This is a genomic window from Hamadaea sp. NPDC050747 (assembly GCF_040654195.1).
In the GTDB taxonomy this organism is placed as follows: domain Bacteria; phylum Actinomycetota; class Actinomycetes; order Mycobacteriales; family Micromonosporaceae; genus Hamadaea.
Genome location: NZ_JBFAHM010000009.1, coordinates 43,459 through 59,773, shown reverse-complemented (window position 1 = coordinate 59,773; position 16,315 = coordinate 43,459). Strand labels below are relative to the sequence as shown.

The following is a 16,315-nucleotide window of genomic DNA, read 5'->3' as shown; positions in this document are numbered from 1 at the left end:
GACATTCAGCGCGCCGGGTTGCCGGGGACCGGCAAAACAGCGGCGTGCCAGTGGTGTCAGTGGTTGTTGTGCAGGCGTTCGTTTTCCAGGTCGAGATGGTGCTGGATGTGGCGGCGCAAGCCGTCGCTGATGACGCCGAGCCGGGTCATGTCGGCCAGCTCGTGGGTTTGCCGTTCGAGGATGTCGCGGCGAAGCTGCCGATATTGTTCGGTAATGCTGTCGGGGTGGATGTCGCTGGCGAGCTGGGCGGTGGCGTCGACCGCCTGACGGGCACGGTCAACTACCTCTGGTTCGTACTGGCTGCCGTCGGCGATGGATCCGATGTGGTCGTGCCCGGCGCGGGTCAGGCGTTGCCAGGCGTCTTGGAGTTCTTGGTGTTTGTCGGCCTTGGGCACGGCGATGCCGGCCCAGCGGACCAGCGGCACCAGGGTGAAGCCCTGCATGACCAGTGATACCACGATGACTGCGATCGCGATGACCAGGATGAGGGTGCGTTCGGCGAACGGCTTTCCGTCGTCGGTCAGCAGCGGGATCGACAACGCGGCGGCCAGCGGCACGACGCCGCGGGCGCCGGCCCAGGAGACGACGGCGGCCGCTCGCCACGAGGGCCGGCCGGTGTCGGCCACCCGCAACGCTCGGGTAGCCGATAGCGGGAACACCCACAGCACCCGGAGCAGCAGCAGCACGACGGTGACGGCCACGGCCGGGATGACCCAGCCGCCACGTTCCTCACGGATGAGCGTGGGCAGTTGCAGTCCGATGAGGCTGAACACGACGCTTTCGAGAATGAACACGGCGGTGGCGTGCACGGCGTGTAGCTGCAGGCGTCCACTCGGAGTGGTCAGGCGAGGGCCGAGCGCGCCGAGGATGACCGCGGCGACGACGACTGCCGTGACCCCGGAGCCATGTACGTGTTCGGCCGCGACGAACGCCAGGTAGGGGGTGACGAGGAAGATGACGGTTTCGACCATCGGGTCTTCGGTGATCTTCCGTAGTCCGGCGACGAGCAGCCCGACGGCGGCTCCGACGACCGCGCCGCCGACGGCTAGCACGAGGAATTGGCCGAGCGCGGCGGTGGGGCTGAACGCGGCGGTGCCGACGGCGATGGTGACGGCGATGCGGAACAAGATGAGGCTCGTGGCGTCGTTGAAGAGGCTCTCGGCCTGCACCAGTGCGCGTAGTTTCGCCGGCAGCGCCAGGCGGCGGCCCAAGGCGCTGACGGCGACCGGGTCGGTGGAGGCCAGGATCGCACCGAGCAGTAGACCGGCCGGCCAGGACATCGAAGTGGCCGCCACGATGACGAGCGCGACCGCGCCGGCTGACGCGGCAACGAGGCCGACGGCCAGGATGCTGACCGGTTTCCACACCCGTGCCAGGTCCCGGAACGACAGTTCTTCCCCGGCGGCGTACACGAGCGGTGGCAGGACGACCAGGCCGACGATCTCCGGATTCAGATGCACGGCCGGCGCGCCCGGCAGCAGCCCGACAACGACACCGGCCACCACCAGCAGCGACGGCGCGGGCACGTCGGCCTTACGGGCGATGACTGCCACCACCGTGGCGAGTCCCACTAGGAGCAGCACGATTTCGACAGCGCCCATGACGGCATTCCTTCCAGGACAGGGTAAAACGATGCCGACCAGACTTCCCGGCGCGCCGACCGCACTATATCGGAGCCCTGTTTCGGGATTGGATCATGACTCGTAGTGGCCTGCCCGAGGCGGAACCACTCAGACCGCCGCGTTATCTAATCGTGACCATCACGGTAGGTGAGCGAGATTCGGACAGTCGGCCTTCACAAGCGGTCAAACAACCTCGGGCAGATTGTCAACATGGTTGCCGTTGGTATTGGGCCGGGGTCCATCGCAACCCGATTGTCGATGCGTCGACGGTGATGTATTGCGCAACTGTTAAGGCGGTTCCTAGGCTCCGCTGACCGCGATCACGCGGTAGGTGAGCGGCTGCGGTGCTGGCAGGCACCGCAGCCGCAGCGTTCCCACTACCAGATCTAGGGGGATCTGTGAGAACAGCAACCATGGTAACTGGGCGGTTGTGCCTGGCTGTGGCCGTGTCGGCCGGGCTGGCGCTGGCGCCCGCGGCAGCGTACGCGGGTCCGGCGGCCGGGCACGCGCCGTCGTTCTCGTCGGCCACGTTCGGCGCGGCGAAGGGCAACGGCGCGACCACGACCGTCGCCGAGCAGTACGCGGCGTCGCGGGCCGACCAGGGCCGCGGCAAGGTCTGGAAGGACGACTTCATCGCCGCCGCCGCTCGCAACGGGCAGTTCTACGACCCGGCGTTCGTGGACTATCTGCGGTTCGACCGGGCCGACGGCGAACGGGTCGACGTCGTCGTCCCCCGCAACTTCAAGATCACAGATGTGGAGCTCGGTGCGGGTGTCGTGGTCGACGAACACGGCACAGCGCATTACGAGGTGCGTGCCGCCTCCCATGGCGTGGAGGCCCTCGGCGCGACCGACGCGCTGACCTACCCGAACGGGCCGGGGTTCGACACGTTCAGCTCGTGGAGTTCCGGCAGCTACCGGCTGACGACCTCGCGCGGCAAGCTGGACGCGTTCTGGTACAAGCTCAAAGACACCGGCGAGTCCAACGGCACCTACGACTGGTGGGCGTACAAGCGTAAGGGTGTGGCGACCCCGTCGGACATCACCGGCTTCGACGACGACGTCAAGACGATGGGCCAGCGGTCCTATCCGACGTCGTCGACCCGCAACATTCTGCGCGGGTGGGTCGACTGGGCGCCCGGCATCGGCTCGTTCACCGGTGGCTGCGGCTCGACGTCGGTCAGCCTGTCGGCGTACGGCACCGGCATCAGCTACACCCCGTGCGAGACGTACCAGGTCGACTGGAACAGCAACTCGGCCGACGCCGGGGACTTCTCGGTGAACTGGACCAACTCCAACATGGGCTCCACCGACGGCGCGGTCGAGATGGCCGACGTCGTCGTGGTCAAGTCCACCCAAGGCTCGGTGCCGGTCTACAACGATTACCAGTACGTCAACTTCATGGCCGACGACCTGGTGTACGAGCCGTGGCCGCTGTGGCCGCCGACCACCGCCGGCTGCGGTTCGACCAACTCCAGCGCCACCTGCTAAATGGCCGGCACGCGCAAGCGGACGGTTTCCCGGGGCATCGGCCCCGGGAAACCGGGCCTGCTCCTCATCGTCTTGGCCGTGCTCGCCATGGCCGTCATCCTCGTGGCGGTCGGCCAGGTCCGCGACCGGCCGGTCGCCGCCCAACCGGCGTCCTCGCCGGCATCACCGGCGCTGTTGGCATCGTCGCGGCTGTGCCAAGACAAAGCGGTACGGTGCGCCACCGTCGACAGCGCCGGCACGACCATCGGGTACGCGATCGTGCCCGGCACCAGCCACCAAGGACTGGTGCTGGTCGAGGTCGGCGGGCCCGGCTCGGACGCGCTAGCCCGCGACGGCCGCGACTCCCTGGGCCTGCCCACCAGTCTCGATGGCTACGACGTGCTGCTGGTCGACGAACCCTGGACGCAGCAGACCGCCACATCGCAGTGCTCGGATGCCCGTCGTCGCTTCGCCGCGGCCGTCACCACCGGTCCGGCTACCGCGACGGGGTTGCTACCCGCCTGCCAGCTGGCAGCGTGGACCGAAGACCGCTACACGGCCGCGATCACCACGATCCTGACCCGCGAACACCGGACCTTGACCGGCATCATCGGGCACTCGTTCGGAGCCCTGCCCGCCACCGCCGCCGCCCGCGCGTTCGACACCGCGTGGCTGGTACTCAGCGCCCCGATCGCCCCTGCCACCGTGCCAGGACGGCAGGTCATCGACGAGCGCATCACTACCGTGTACGCCGCGTTCGACCGCAGCTACGCCAGCGTCTGCGCGCCCGCAGGCCTGGACTGTCACCGCACCGGCCAGGCCGTGCTGCAAGCCGCCATCACCCGCACGACCACGCTCACTGTGGCCGGCCGGACCCGCCCGCTCACCTCAGCCGACATCGGTCTGGCCGCGGTCGCGGCCGCCTACGGGATGCAATCCAATCAGCAATGGCTGTGGACCACCTTGGCCAGGATGCCGAAAGTCAGCGACGACGCAGCCGTCCAACTCGGACGCATGGCTGACCAGCTGCTCATGCGGTACGGCGACGACAGCGTGTCGATCAACCTGACCGGGTTCGTCGCCGGTATCTGCGCCAGCTACCGGTGGGGGCAACCTCTGCCGGGGCCGGCTGGTCTCCCCGAGTCGCTGCTGGCACAAACCGGCCGCGAATGCGCCCCCGTTACGGCGCCTGGCTGGCAGACGACACCGATGCCAGCCCGCACCGGTGCGGTGTGCGTGTTCACCAACACCACCGACCCCGTCACACCCACGAGCTGGGCCACCGCATGGCAGCAACTGATCCCCGCAGCCACCATCACGACCTACACCTACAACGGCCACACCCCCCTCGCGATGGCGGTGCGGCAAAGCCCCGCCACCGTCTGCCCGATCAAGGAGATGCGCCATGGATAACCCCGCCCGCCCACGCCGCCGCATCCTGGCCGGCCTCGGCCTGACCGCCGTGGTGGCCGCCACGATCGTCGGCTGGGCCATGACCCGCCACACCGCCGTCGGCGACGGCATGACCGACGAACAACACCAGGTCGCGTCCTGCCTCGACCAGTACTCCGACCTCGAGCTGCCCACGCGAGACGAACCCGAACAGCGGCTGCTGCTACGGGACGGACCCAACTGGCTTCGCATCTACGTGTCGGCCCCGAACAAGTGGATCGGCACCTGCCAAGGCGGCCCCCAGGCGCTGATGGGCAGCTTCGCCACCATCATGGACGACGGACCCGCCGACCAGGTGCGTTTCTACGGCGGGTTCGATGCGGTCGCCAAAGGCCACCTCCTGCTCGGCCACGCTCCGGCCGGGGTCACCGGCGTCGACGCCAACCTCGCCGACGGCAACACCGTCCACGGCCACGTCGACGGTGACATCTTCGTCGTCTGGGCTCCCGGCGTACGGGTGCTCAACTCGACCGTCACCGCGCACCGATCGGATGCCGCAGACGTCACCGTGCCCGCACCGACCGAGTGATGACCGGCGGCAAGGCTGGTGTCGCGCCGGACCAGCCGCTGAGCCGGGCGACAATGGGAGCGATCGCACCCGCAAAGCATGACCAGGAGACTGCTGTGTCTCACGCGGGAACACGCCGATGACGGGCGACGGGCTACGGCAAGCCGCGCAGGTATTGCGGTCACATCTGATCGGTTTCGGTGCCCCGGACCATCGTGCTCAGATGTCGATGGTGGCTAGCCTCGTCTACGCCGACCGGCTCAACGAGCCACCGATCTACCCGACCGATCCCGACGCGATCGAGGAGGTCGTCGCCCGGTACAGCGACATCCTCGGCGACCATCTCGACCTCGGTGCGGTCATTCTGAGCGCCGCCGCCGGAATGCTTGATGTCGACCCGGAGCAGCTGCTCGACCGGATCGTGGCCGAGCGGCTCGGCGGTTACGACTAATCAGAAGAACCGCAGGTACAGGTACGGCACACACACCGCGACGGTGATGACGGTGACGATCAGCCCGTATTTGGTGAACTGCCAGAACGAGATCGGCTTGCCGGAGCGTTCGGCGATGCCGAGCATGACCACGTTGGCCGACGCGCCGATGGCGGTGGCGTTCCCGCCCAGGTCCGCCCCGAGCGCCAGCGCCCACCACAAGACGTTGCCATTCGGGGTGCCGTCGGCGTGCACCAGGTCGGCCACGATCGGGCTCATCGTCGCCACATAGGGAATGTTGTCGATGATCGCCGACAGGGCCGCCGACGCCCATAGCAGCAGCATCGTCGCCCCCCACAGGCGACCGTCGACCGCGTCGGTCGCCGCCTGCGACACGGTGTCGATCACGCCGGTGTTGACCAGCGCGCCCACCATGACGAACAGCCCGGCGAAGAAGATCAGCGTGTGCCACTCGACGTCACGGGCGACCTCGTCCGGGTCCAGCCGCGATGCCGCGAGCAGGATCAACCCGCCCACGATCGCGACGATCGACGGCTCGAAATGCAGCACCGAGTGGAGGACGAACGCCGCCAGCACGAAGGCCAGCACGACCAGGCTGACGACCAGCAGCCGCCGGTCGCGGATCGCCTCCCGTTCCCGCATGGCCATCACCGAGGCGACCCGGGAGCTGTCGGCGCGTAACGCATGCCGGAACAACAAGCGGCACAATCCCAGGAACACTACCAGCAGGATCGCCACGATCGGCGCCAGGACGGACAGGAAGTCGTTGAACGTCAGCCCCGACCGGCTGGCGATGATGATGTTCGGCGGGTCGCCGATCAGCGTTGCGGTGCCGCCGATGTTGGACGCCATCACTTCGGCGATCAGAAACGGCGCCGCCGGCAGACCCAGGCGGTCGCACACGAACAAGGTCACCGGTGCCACGAGCAGCACGGTGGTGACGTTGTCCAATCCGGCCGACGCGACACCGGTGATCAGCACCAGGATCACCATGACCGGAAACGGGCGGCCGCGGGCCCGTTTGACGGCCCAGATCGCCAGATACTCGAACAGCCCGGTGCGCCGCAGCACCGCCACGATCAACATCATGCCGATCAGCAGGAAGATGACGTTCCAGTCGATGCCGGACTCGGGGGAGAAGAACGCCTCTTCGGCGTTCGTCGCGCCGATGAGCACCATGGCGATCGCGCCACCGAGGGCGGCGGCGACCCGGTGGACCCATTCGGTGGCGATCAACACGTACGCGGCGGCGAAGACCGTCACCGCCAGCCAGGCCTGAACACTCATACAGGCAGGACCCGGTCCAGCAGCGCGTGCAGCGTCACCGCACCGAGCAGCTGACCGTCCACGACCGCCACCAGCGGGCTGCGAGTCCGGGCCATCAACGCGGCTATCTCCAGGGCGGTCGCGTCCGGTGAGACGACCGGTAGCTCATGCGGCTGCGGCGGCAGCAACTCCCGCACGGTGCGGTCGCCGAGTTCCCGGACGAACACATCCGCCGCCGCCTCATCGATCATGTGCGTCAACGCGGGATCGTCCTGGCAATAGGACGGCACCGCCAGCCGCAGCACCTGCGTTCCGGGCAGCACCGCAAACGGCCGGCCAAGGTCGTCGATGACGATCAGCCCCGGCAGGTCGGCGTCGGCCAGGATCCGGGCCGCCTCGATGGCCGGCGTCGCAAGGGTCACCGTCGGATAGGGGACGGCGAGATCGGCTGCGCGCATGATGAGCCTCCCATGACTATCGGTGAATCACACGTCTGCCGACCAGACTTCCCGCCGCACCCGTCCCAGCATATGCGGCCCGACCTGGCTGGCGATCATGAGGTTCAGGCGAACGCGAAGTAGCGCAGCCACAGATACGGCACACACAACGCGATGGTCACCACCGCTACCACCAGGCCGTACTTGGTGAACTCCCAGAACGAGATCCGCTTGCCCGCTCGTTCGGCCAGCCCGAGGATGACCACGTTCGCCGACGCGCCCACGGCTGTGGCATTGCCGCCGAGGTCTGCTCCCAGCGCGAGCGACCACCACAGCACCTGCGACTGCGACCCGCCCCCGGTGGCGTCGACCAGGTCGGCCACGACCGGGCTCATGGTCGCCACGTAGGGGATGTTGTCGACGATCGCCGACAGCAGCGCCGATCCCCACAACAGCAGCATGGTCGCCAGCCACATCCGGCCGTCGACCGCGTCGGCGGCCGCCTGGGACACCGTGTCGATCACCCCGGTGGCGACCAGTGCGCCGACCATCACGAACAATCCTGCGAAGAAGATCAACGTCGGCCACTCGACGTCGCGGGCGACCTCGTCGGCGTCCAGCCGGGACGCCGCCAGCAAGATCAGCGCCCCGGAGATCGCGACCACCGACGGCTGCAGATGCAGCACCGAGTGCAACGCGAAACCAAGCGTGACCGCGGCCAGCACGACCAGGCTGATGGTCAGCAGCCGGCCATCGCGCAGCGCGTCGCGTTCCCGCAACCGCATGACCGCCTCGGCACGGTGCGAGTCGTAGACGAACGCGCGGCGAAACAGCCACCGGCACAACACCATGAACACGACCAGAAGCAGCGTCACGATCGGTGCCATGTGGATCAGGAAGTCGTTGTAGGACAGGCCCGCTCGGCTGGCGATGATGATGTTCGGCGGGTCGCCGACCAAGGTCGCGGCGCCGCCGATATTCGACGCTAGCGCCTCAGCGATCAAATACGGGGCGACCGGCACCGCCAGCCGCTGGCACACCAGGAACGTCACCGGCGCGATCAGCAGCACCGTGGTGACATTGTCCAGCACCGCCGACGCCAGCGCGGTGACCACGACCAGGATCGCCATCACCCGGAAGGGCCGGCCATGGGCGCGTTTGACCGCCCAGATCGCCACGTACTCGAACACGCCGGTCCGTTTGAGCACCGCAACGATGATCATCATCCCGAGCAGCAGGACCAGCACGTTCCAGTCGATGCCGGCGTGCTCGGAGAAGAACGCGTGCTCAGGATCGGTGGCCCCGATGATGAACATCAGCACCGCTCCGCCGAGCGCGGCCGCGATCCGATGAACCCATTCGGTCGCGATCAACACGTAGGCGGCGACGAATACGGCAACGGCGAGCCAGGCGGTGACACTCATGGCACCACCCCCGCGCGAACAGCGGCAGTGAGAAAGACAGGGCTAGCCGGAGTGCGGCGGCAGGCAGACATCGGTGGGCCCCTTCGGGTCGATCGACACGTCGCCGACCAGACTTCCCGGCACACCAAGGCCCACCTTACCCGACAAGATCGCCATGGTCGACTGCGCTTGGCGCACGGCACGCGGGCGGTTCAGAGGATCGGGCTTGCCTGTGGCTGCGATCGGCGGCGGGTAACCCTGGAACATTTCGGCAGTCCCGAGCGCGTCACAGGACTTGGGCCCGACGAGCCGTGGCAGATCGAAACTCGGGTGCCGGGTGCACACGGAGAATGCACCCCGCAGCGCGTCAGCCCATCGATGCAAGGTTGATAAGGCGAGTCACCGTTCGGCGGACAGACTGACGACCGCCGGCCGGGCGAGGAGCACCCGATTTGGTCACCGGACCAGCCTTGGGTGGCCCACAGGTCCTCGGCCAACTCGCCGAGCTCCTGCGCGGTCTGGCGTACCCGGCGTTGTCGGCGCGGCCGAGCCTGGCCGCGCACCGTAGCGGGCGACACTTGCCTGAGGCGGACGCACCCATAACCGCGGTGAAGGCGACCGCATCCCGCCGAAACGATCGGTGGTCGGCTGCGCGCGAACCGTACCCCGACCCGCTTGTGATCTGCTTCACAGTATGTCAGGAGGTTCGTTGACGTGGTGTCTTGTTCTCGAGCTACACGGATCAAGGGAGACATCGTGGGCACGAGAACTGAGGTAGTCGTGATCGGCGGCGGATACGCCGGAGTAATGGCGGCCAATCGTATGAGGCAGCGCGACGACGTGACGGTAACCGTAGTCAATCCGCGAGGGGTCTTCGTACCGAGGTTGCGGCTGCACCAGTTCGTGGGCGGGACCCACGATGCGGCCGTCGACTATCAGGAGGTACTCGCCGAGGGAGTCGACCTGGTGGTCGACAACGCGACGCGGATCGACGTGGCCGGGCGCACGGTGACTCTTGCCGACCGTGGCAGCGTCGGCTATGACTACCTGATCTACGCGGTAGGCAGCCTCAGTGGCAGCCCGCGGGTGCCGGGCGCGGCCGAATTCGCCTATCCGGTCGCGACTTGGGAGGCCGCACGGCGGCTGCGGTCGGTGCTCCTCGACACGCCTATGACGGCCATGGTGACGGTCGTCGGGGGCGGCCCGGTTGGTGTCGAGACCGCTGCAGAACTCGCCGAACAGGGTCGCAGCGTCAGGTTGGTCTGCGGCGCAGTCGTCGGCCCGTATCTGCACCCCAGCGCTCGGCGCACAGCCCGCACATACCTCACCAAACTCGGTGTCGAGGTGATCGAAGGGCCAGCTACGTCGGTCACCGCAGTGAGGTCGGGAACCGTGGAGCTCGGTGACGGCCGCACGCTGGCGAGCCAGGTGACCATTTGGGCTGCGGGTTTCGGTGTGCCCGATCTGGCCGACCGCAGCGGGTTGCGCACCGACGCCGTCGGGCGGCTGCTCACCGACGAGACACTGACCAGCATCGACAGCGACCGCATCGTTGCGGCCGGTGACGCGTCGGCGCCATCGGACCTGCCGTTCCGGATGAGTGCCTACATTGCCGGATGCCTGGGTGCCCACGCCGCCGACACGGTGCTGGCCCGGATCGCCGGCAAAAGGCCGGCGCCGATCAACTTGGCATTCCAGGCCATGTGCTTCAGCTTCGGCCGCGGTGCCGGGATTTTCCAACTCCTTCACAAGGACGACACGGCAAAGCGGCTGTACTTCACCGGGTTTCTGGGCCGCAAGCTCAAGGAGTTCTCCTGCGCCGCCAGCGTCAAGCACCTGATGACCGAGGCGCACAAGCCGGGCTCACACCATTGGCCGACCGATGGCGAACACCGGCCCGCCCTGCTACGTGCTCGCAATGAGAACGTGACGACAGCGGGCGTGTAGGGCCGGTATGCCGCCGTCGCCAGTGGCACGGTCAGCAGCGTTTGGATCGAGTACGCCGCATCTCGTGCGGCCGATGCCGGCCCATGACCACCGCCAGGAGAGCAATCATGCACACGACCGGTGAATCCGGCGCGCCCCAGCCGGGCGAGGGCGAGCACGCCACGCTCGCGGCGACAGAAGTGTTTGTCGCGCACCGCAATCTGCTGTTCACGGTCGCTTACGAGATGCTCGGATCCGCGGCAGACGCCGACGACGTCCTGCAGGAAACCTGGTTGCGCTGGGTCGGCGTCGAGGCGGCGCACGTCGAGGACCCGCGCGCCTACCTGGTTCGTATCACCACCCGGCAGGCGCTCAACCGGCTGCGTTCAGCGAAGCGCCGCCGAGAGGCGTATGTGGGCGCCTGGCTGCCGGAGCCACTGCTCACAGCGCCGGATGTGGCCGCCGATGTGGAACTTGCCGAAAGCGTGTCGATGGGGCTGATGGTCGTGCTCGAAACCTTGACCCCCACCGAACGAGCAGTATTCGTGCTGCGCGAAGCGTTCGGGTTGGGCTATGACGAGATCGCGGCCGCGGTGGAGAAATCCCCCGCCGCTGTGCATCAGATCGCCCACCGCGCACGCCGCCACGTCGAAGCCCGCCGGCCGCGCCGCGCGGTCACCGCGCGCGAGGCGAAAGCGGCTGTCGAAGCGTTCCGGCGCGCGCTGAAGACCCGGGACCTTCAGGGCCTACTCGACGTACTCGCCCCCGACGTGGTGGCGATCAGCGACGGCGGCGGCATCAAGCAGGCCACCCCACGGCCCGTCATCGGCGCGGACAAGGTGGCGCGGTTCATGGTCAGGGGTCTCGCCAGGCACGACGTTGCGATCACCGTCGAGCCGACCGCGATCAATGGCAGCCCCGCGCTGGCGATGCATGTCGATGGGCACCTCGACGGCGTCATCGCGATGCGAGTCGAGGACGGGCGCATTACCGGTCTCTACTTCGTCCGCAACCCGAACAAGCTGACCCACATCGACACCGAAACCCCACTGACCCTGCGCTGACACCGGCCCACGACCCGACCGTTAAGGGAGAAGACATGACCACGCCGGCACCGCTCGCCACTGACCCACTTGCGTCGCGATGGCCGACCATGGCCGCAGCGGTTGTCCTGCTCACGACGATCACCAGCGTGTTGCTCATCGCATTCGCCTGGCCGTCGGTACGGTCCTCGGTGCATGACGTGCCCATTGCCGTCGCCGGGCCGACCGCCGCGGTCGCCCAGGTCCGGACCGCGCTCGAGCAGCGTGTGCCGGGCGGCTTCGACATCACCGAGGTCGCCGATACCGCGAGCGCGGAAGAACTTATCCGCGATCGGCAGGTATACGGAGCCATAGATCTCAGCTCCAGCACGCCGCAGGTCATGGTCGCCTCCGCTGCCAGCACCGCGGTCGCTCAAACCCTGCAGACCATGGCGACCGGACTGCGACAAGACGCCAATGCTGGCCCGCCCGTGGAGGTCCGCGACCTCGCCGCCTTGCCCCGCCGACGACCCGCGCGGCGCCGGTCTGTCCGCCGGGGCCCTGCCGCCGGTGATGGGTGGCCTGCTCGCCGCGGTGCTGCTGACCAGGCTCGTGCGCGGCACCGGCCGCCGCGTCGCCGGGGCACTGGCCTCCGCGGTAACCGGCGGCCTAGCTGTGGCGGGGATTCTGCAGTTCTGGTTCGGCTCGCTCAGCGGCTCCTACCCCGCGAATGCCGGTGCCGTCGCGTTGAGCATCGCGGCGGTCTCCCTGACCGTCCTCGGGCTCGAATCGGTGTTCGGATACTCCGGAATCGGGACCGGTGCCGTGATCATGATGCTCATCGGCAATCCGCTCTCTGGGACGGCCACCGCCCCCGAAATGCTGCCTGGCTGGTCCGGCGCGCTCGGGCAACTGCTGCCGCCCGGGGCGGGTGGTCGGTTACTGCGATCGACCGCCTTCTTCGACGGGCGCGGCGCTACCCCCGCCGTCAGTGTCCTGGTCGTCTGGGCCGCACTTGGCGCATTGCTATGCCTGATCGGCGGCCTGCGCGCGCACAGCGCCGCCTCGAACCCCGAACGCGCACCTCGAAAGGAGCATCAGCGAGCGTAAATCCCAAATCGGACCATGACCCGGGGGAAGCCGCCAGGGAGGCCGATGAACGGCATTGTCTGGCGGCCGACGGTCATGACTGGCTGGTCGGGCCGTCCGACAGCTCAAGCCGCCCTTCTTCGAAAGGAAGTTCATGAACCTCACCCTTTGGATCGTTGCCGGCTTGCTTGCCGGCCTCGCTCTGTTCAGTGGTGCGACCAAGGTATTCCTTCCCAAGTCCAAGCTGGATGCATCAACGGATTGGACCAAGAACGCAAGCACAGGATTCATCAGAACCCTCGGATGGCTCGAAATTCTGGCCGCGGCGGGGCTCACCCTGCCCGCAGCGCTCGACATCGCACCGGTGATGGTGCCAGTGACTGCCGCCGGCTGGATTCTGCTGATGATCGGAGGGATGATCACCCACACCCGCTACGGCCAATACAAGAATGTCGCCTTGTGCCTGGCCCTGCTCGCTGCAGCGGCCTTCGTTACGTGGGGCCGCCTGGCATTCCAGCCGTTCACCAACTGAACTGCCAAACAGCAGTAGCCCAGCCGCGAACTCGGCTTTGGCGCGCCCACCGTTGATCCGGCCGGTCAGGGTTCTGGCGGGCCCTCATCTCCTCACGACGAGTCGGGGACGTAGCTTGTCCGGCGGGCGCCCTACTGGCCCGCTTGTGGGGGATGTGGCGGAATATTCACGCCGCCATGCGTGCTGCGATGAAGGTACGGCCGGAGAGGGGTAGTGATGCGCGACGGCGATTTCGCCCGCTATCTGCGCAGCCTGACCGCGTCGTGGCGAGGTCTGGCGGCGCGTAAGGCCGGGGCGTCGGTCGTGGTCGGATCGGGCTATGTCGTCGCTCGGTTTCCCGACCCGTACGTCTATCTCAACAATGCCGTGATTCTGGTGCCCGACGTCGTCGCCACGGCTGCCGACATGTTCTCCGACCACGGCCCACACGCGCTGTGGTGTCTGGAAGACGCCCCCGATGTCGCCGCGGTCATTGCCGCCCACGGGTACGCACACACCGAAACGACCCGCCCGATGCTGCGCCGCCTCGACGAACTGCCGCCGGCGGATAAGCAGGTGATCGCCAGCGCCGACCTCGACCGGTTCGCAGAACTGATCGAAGTGCCACCGGTGTTGCTGCGAGACGTGCCCGGTCTGCTTGCGTACGCCACCGCCGGCTACGAGTCCGGCTTGGTCCTGCAGTACGACGATTACGATGTGTACGTGTCGATGGTGTACACCAAGCCGGAGTTCCGCGGGCACGGGCTGGCCACGGCCGTCCTGACCGCAGCGCTGACCGACGCTCGATGCCGAGGTGCGTGTACGGCGACCTTGCAGTCCACGCCGATGGCCGACGGCATGTATCTGCGGCACGGCTTCACACCGTTAGGGCGGTGGCTGGAATGGACACGCCAGTGACCGGCGAGCGGCTGCGGATCGTAGCGGCCGGGCCGCGACGCGACGAGTATCTGCCGCTGCTGCGCCTGGCCGACGACTCACCCGACCAGATCCGCGGCTACTACCAGCATGGTGATCTGTATGTTCTCGAAGCGGCCGATGGTGTGCCGCTGGGTGTAGTTCTGGTGCTACCACGGGGTGGCGAGGTGGTGGAGCTGAAGGCGGTCGCTGTGGATACCGTGCGGCAGGGCCAGGGGATTGGCCGCCGGATGCTGGCCTCCGTCCTGTCCGACCTGCGTAGCCGCGGCATGAAGTCGGCCGTGGTCGGCACGGCCAGCTCCGGCGTGGGTGAACTGGCCTTCTATCAGAAGGCGGGGTTCCGGCTACGGGACGTCGAACGCGACTACTTCAGCCGTGCCCGCGGCTATCCGGATGATCTGCAGGACAACGGCATCTCCGTGCGCGACATGGTGTGGATGGACCAGCGCCTGGACTGACGCCCCGGCGGCGGAGTGCACCGGCCTTCGACATCTGGCCCTCACCGTCGGGACCGGTCTGGCCCAGGAACCGGGCGGTACGGTCGTCGGCGGCGCGAACGAGGCGTGCGTGCGAGGCGCTGGGCTTCTAGGTCGGCACAACCGGTGTGGGTGCTTGCGTCCGGTGACTATGCGAAACCAGCTCGGCATCAACGCCGTGACGACGAACCGGCCGGACTGAGGTCACCTCGAGAGGGTTTCTGACGGCAGTCAAGAATTGGCGGGTCTGATGCGCGGCGTCGTTGTGGGCGACGCGCTCCCTCATGGCTGCGATGGCCTGCGACGCGGTGTGGGCGTGGGCGGCTGCTGTTGCCATGGTGGCGATGGTGGTCTCCACATCGTGTGGGTTGACCTTGTATGCCTCGGGTAGCTGTGCGCTGGTCGGGTTCAGCTCGCTGAGCACGAGGCGACCGGTGTTATCGGTGCGGGCGGCCACGAATTCCTGGGCGGTCAGGTCGGTTCCGCTCGCGAGCGGGGTTGCCAGGAGGACGTCGGCTGCCAGGTAGAGGGCGACGGTTTCGCGCATGTCGACCGACCGGTACTGGTAGTGCACGACGGGCCGGCCGACGTTGCCGTGACGGCCGTTGATCCGGGCGATCGTCTGTTCGATCCGGGTGCGTAACTGGACGGCGTCGTCGGTGCGATCCGATGCGGTGAGTATCTGCGCCAGCACCGTGCGGGCGGGGTCGAGTCGGCCGGTGGCCAGTAGTGCGTCAAAGGCGTCCAGCCGCTGCAGGATGCCCTGGGCGGCGTCCAGCCGTCCCATGGACAGAAACGTCGTCGGGTTGTGGCCGAACGCCGCTCGCATTCGGGTGGCGTCGTTTCGGATAGCCGGGTCGTCGGCCAAAGTCCGAATGCCGGCATCGTCGATGCCGAGCGGAATGACGCGCGTCGGTGGCTGGTCGTGGGGTGTGCCGGCCATCGCGGCGCTCAGGTTGTCGGCGGATCGGGGGTGAGCTACCGCGATCAGATCTGTGTCCGCCAGTGCTGCGATGAGCTGGTCACGGTCGGGTAGGCGCATCAGCAGTTCCGGCGGCGGGAACGGGCTGTGCAACTGGATGCCAATGTGCAGGTCTGGGCGCAGGCTGCGCAGTGGTGTCGCGGCCAGCAGTAGGTGGTAGTCGTGCAGCCAGACCGTCGCGGACGGCGCCGCCAGCTCGGCGATGTGGTGCGCGAAGACTTCGTTGGCCTGCTGGTATGCCTCGGCCCATGGCCGCCGGAATGTGGGCCGGCCGATACCGTGGAAGGTGGGGGCGAGGCTTTGTGCGCAGTGCCCGGTGAGGAAGCCGGCGCGTGCCGGTGCGGGCAGGTGCGCGGGGTGCAGCCATGCCCGGCCGACTGCTGTCGGCCGGTGCAGGGAGCGGCCGGACGGTGCGCCGAGGAACGCCACGTTGCCGTCGGCTACCTCCGGTACGGCGCCGAAGATCCCTTCGGCGCGGTGGTGCCAGGCGACCGTGCGGTCTGGGCTGTCGGTGATCGGCAGCAGGTGGGTGGCGACGACCAGGTCGTAACGCGCGGGCTCATGGCCGGGCATGGGCACCTTCCTCGGGTCCGCAGGAATGCCCAGTGTCGAGGGGCCGTATGGCGGCGGGTTCTGCGGAAGTGTGACGGTCTCATGACAAAAGCCCGATCGGCGGTTGGAGCGGGTGACGGGCTGGGCGCGGCCCGGAAGCATGGCCCACGACAAACGCGGCGAGCGCAGGTGTGCTGGCCGACGACGGTTGGG

16 protein-coding genes are annotated in these 16,315 nt (G+C 67.8%); 10 read left to right on the top strand and 6 right to left on the bottom strand.

What is annotated here, in order from left to right:
* Positions 1–56: 56 nt before the first annotated feature.
* A complete protein-coding gene (locus AB0H43_RS22205) occupies positions 57–1,601 on the bottom strand; it encodes a Na+/H+ antiporter (protein WP_360001840.1) in 1,545 nt (514 codons plus the stop codon).
* A gap of 434 nt (positions 1,602–2,035) precedes the next feature.
* Between AB0H43_RS22205 and AB0H43_RS22200 the strand changes: the two genes are divergently transcribed.
* The 4 genes from AB0H43_RS22200 to AB0H43_RS22185 all read left to right on the top strand — a co-directional run bounded on the left by AB0H43_RS22200 (position 2,036) and on the right by AB0H43_RS22185 (position 5,502).
* On the top strand, positions 2,036–3,112 hold the full coding sequence (locus AB0H43_RS22200) for a hypothetical protein (protein ID WP_360001838.1): 1,077 nt from the start codon (positions 2,036–2,038) through the stop codon (positions 3,110–3,112).
* 87 nt (positions 3,113–3,199) lie between these two features.
* Positions 3,200–4,504 carry an alpha/beta hydrolase gene (locus AB0H43_RS22195; RefSeq protein ID WP_360002396.1) on the top strand — a complete coding sequence of 435 codons (1,305 nt, stop codon included), beginning with the start codon at positions 3,200–3,202 and terminating at the stop codon, positions 4,502–4,504.
* A complete protein-coding gene (locus AB0H43_RS22190; protein ID WP_360001836.1) occupies positions 4,497–5,072 on the top strand; it encodes a hypothetical protein in 576 nt (191 codons plus the stop codon). The genes AB0H43_RS22195 and AB0H43_RS22190 overlap by 8 nt, the downstream gene beginning before the upstream one ends.
* 202 nt (positions 5,073–5,274) lie before the next feature.
* Positions 5,275–5,502 (top strand): hypothetical protein, encoded by a 228-nt coding sequence (locus AB0H43_RS22185; protein WP_360001834.1) that lies wholly within the window; start codon positions 5,275–5,277, stop codon positions 5,500–5,502.
* Here the strand turns inward: AB0H43_RS22185 and AB0H43_RS22180 are convergent, their stop codons facing one another.
* The 4 genes from AB0H43_RS22180 to AB0H43_RS22165 all read right to left on the bottom strand — a co-directional run bounded on the left by AB0H43_RS22180 (position 5,503) and on the right by AB0H43_RS22165 (position 8,953).
* Entirely contained in the window at positions 5,503–6,789 is a 1,287-nt protein-coding gene (locus AB0H43_RS22180) for an ArsB/NhaD family transporter (protein ID WP_360001832.1), read from the bottom strand.
* Positions 6,786–7,226: a CBS domain-containing protein gene (locus AB0H43_RS22175; protein ID WP_360001830.1), complete on the bottom strand. Its 441-nt coding sequence runs from the start codon at positions 7,224–7,226 to the stop codon at positions 6,786–6,788. Before AB0H43_RS22175 ends, AB0H43_RS22180 begins: the two co-directional genes overlap by 4 nt.
* 104 nt (positions 7,227–7,330) lie before the next feature.
* Complete coding sequence (locus tag AB0H43_RS22170; protein WP_360001828.1) at positions 7,331–8,629, bottom strand: ArsB/NhaD family transporter; 1,299 nt, start codon at positions 8,627–8,629, stop codon at positions 7,331–7,333.
* Between the two features lie 42 nt (positions 8,630–8,671).
* Entirely contained in the window at positions 8,672–8,953 is a 282-nt protein-coding gene (locus AB0H43_RS22165; protein WP_360001826.1) for a hypothetical protein, read from the bottom strand.
* A 411-nt stretch (positions 8,954–9,364) separates the two neighbouring features.
* On the opposite strand from AB0H43_RS22165, the gene AB0H43_RS22160 reads away from it, so the two are divergent.
* The 6 genes from AB0H43_RS22160 to AB0H43_RS22135 all read left to right on the top strand — a co-directional run bounded on the left by AB0H43_RS22160 (position 9,365) and on the right by AB0H43_RS22135 (position 14,550).
* The gene (locus AB0H43_RS22160) at positions 9,365–10,555 is read left to right on the top strand and encodes an FAD-dependent oxidoreductase (protein WP_360001824.1); all 1,191 of its coding nucleotides are present in this window, start codon (positions 9,365–9,367) and stop codon (positions 10,553–10,555) included.
* Between the two features lie 107 nt (positions 10,556–10,662).
* Positions 10,663–11,598 carry an RNA polymerase sigma-70 factor gene (locus AB0H43_RS22155; protein ID WP_360001822.1) on the top strand — a complete coding sequence of 312 codons (936 nt, stop codon included), beginning with the start codon at positions 10,663–10,665 and terminating at the stop codon, positions 11,596–11,598.
* A gap of 435 nt (positions 11,599–12,033) precedes the next feature.
* The gene (locus AB0H43_RS22150; protein WP_360001820.1) at positions 12,034–12,666 is read left to right on the top strand and encodes an ABC transporter permease; all 633 of its coding nucleotides are present in this window, start codon (positions 12,034–12,036) and stop codon (positions 12,664–12,666) included.
* 133 nt (positions 12,667–12,799) lie between these two features.
* Entirely contained in the window at positions 12,800–13,177 is a 378-nt protein-coding gene (locus tag AB0H43_RS22145) for a DoxX family protein (protein WP_360001818.1), read from the top strand.
* A 216-nt stretch (positions 13,178–13,393) separates the two neighbouring features.
* The gene (locus tag AB0H43_RS22140; protein WP_360001816.1) at positions 13,394–14,074 is read left to right on the top strand and encodes a GNAT family N-acetyltransferase; all 681 of its coding nucleotides are present in this window, start codon (positions 13,394–13,396) and stop codon (positions 14,072–14,074) included.
* Positions 14,059–14,550 carry a GNAT family N-acetyltransferase gene (locus tag AB0H43_RS22135; protein WP_360001813.1) on the top strand — a complete coding sequence of 164 codons (492 nt, stop codon included), beginning with the start codon at positions 14,059–14,061 and terminating at the stop codon, positions 14,548–14,550. Before AB0H43_RS22140 ends, AB0H43_RS22135 begins: the two co-directional genes overlap by 16 nt.
* Before the next feature lie 127 nt (positions 14,551–14,677).
* On the opposite strand, the gene AB0H43_RS22130 is transcribed toward AB0H43_RS22135, so the two are convergent.
* The gene (locus AB0H43_RS22130; protein ID WP_360001812.1) at positions 14,678–16,123 is read right to left on the bottom strand and encodes a trehalose-6-phosphate synthase; all 1,446 of its coding nucleotides are present in this window, start codon (positions 16,121–16,123) and stop codon (positions 14,678–14,680) included.
* Positions 16,124–16,315 lie beyond the last annotated feature (192 nt).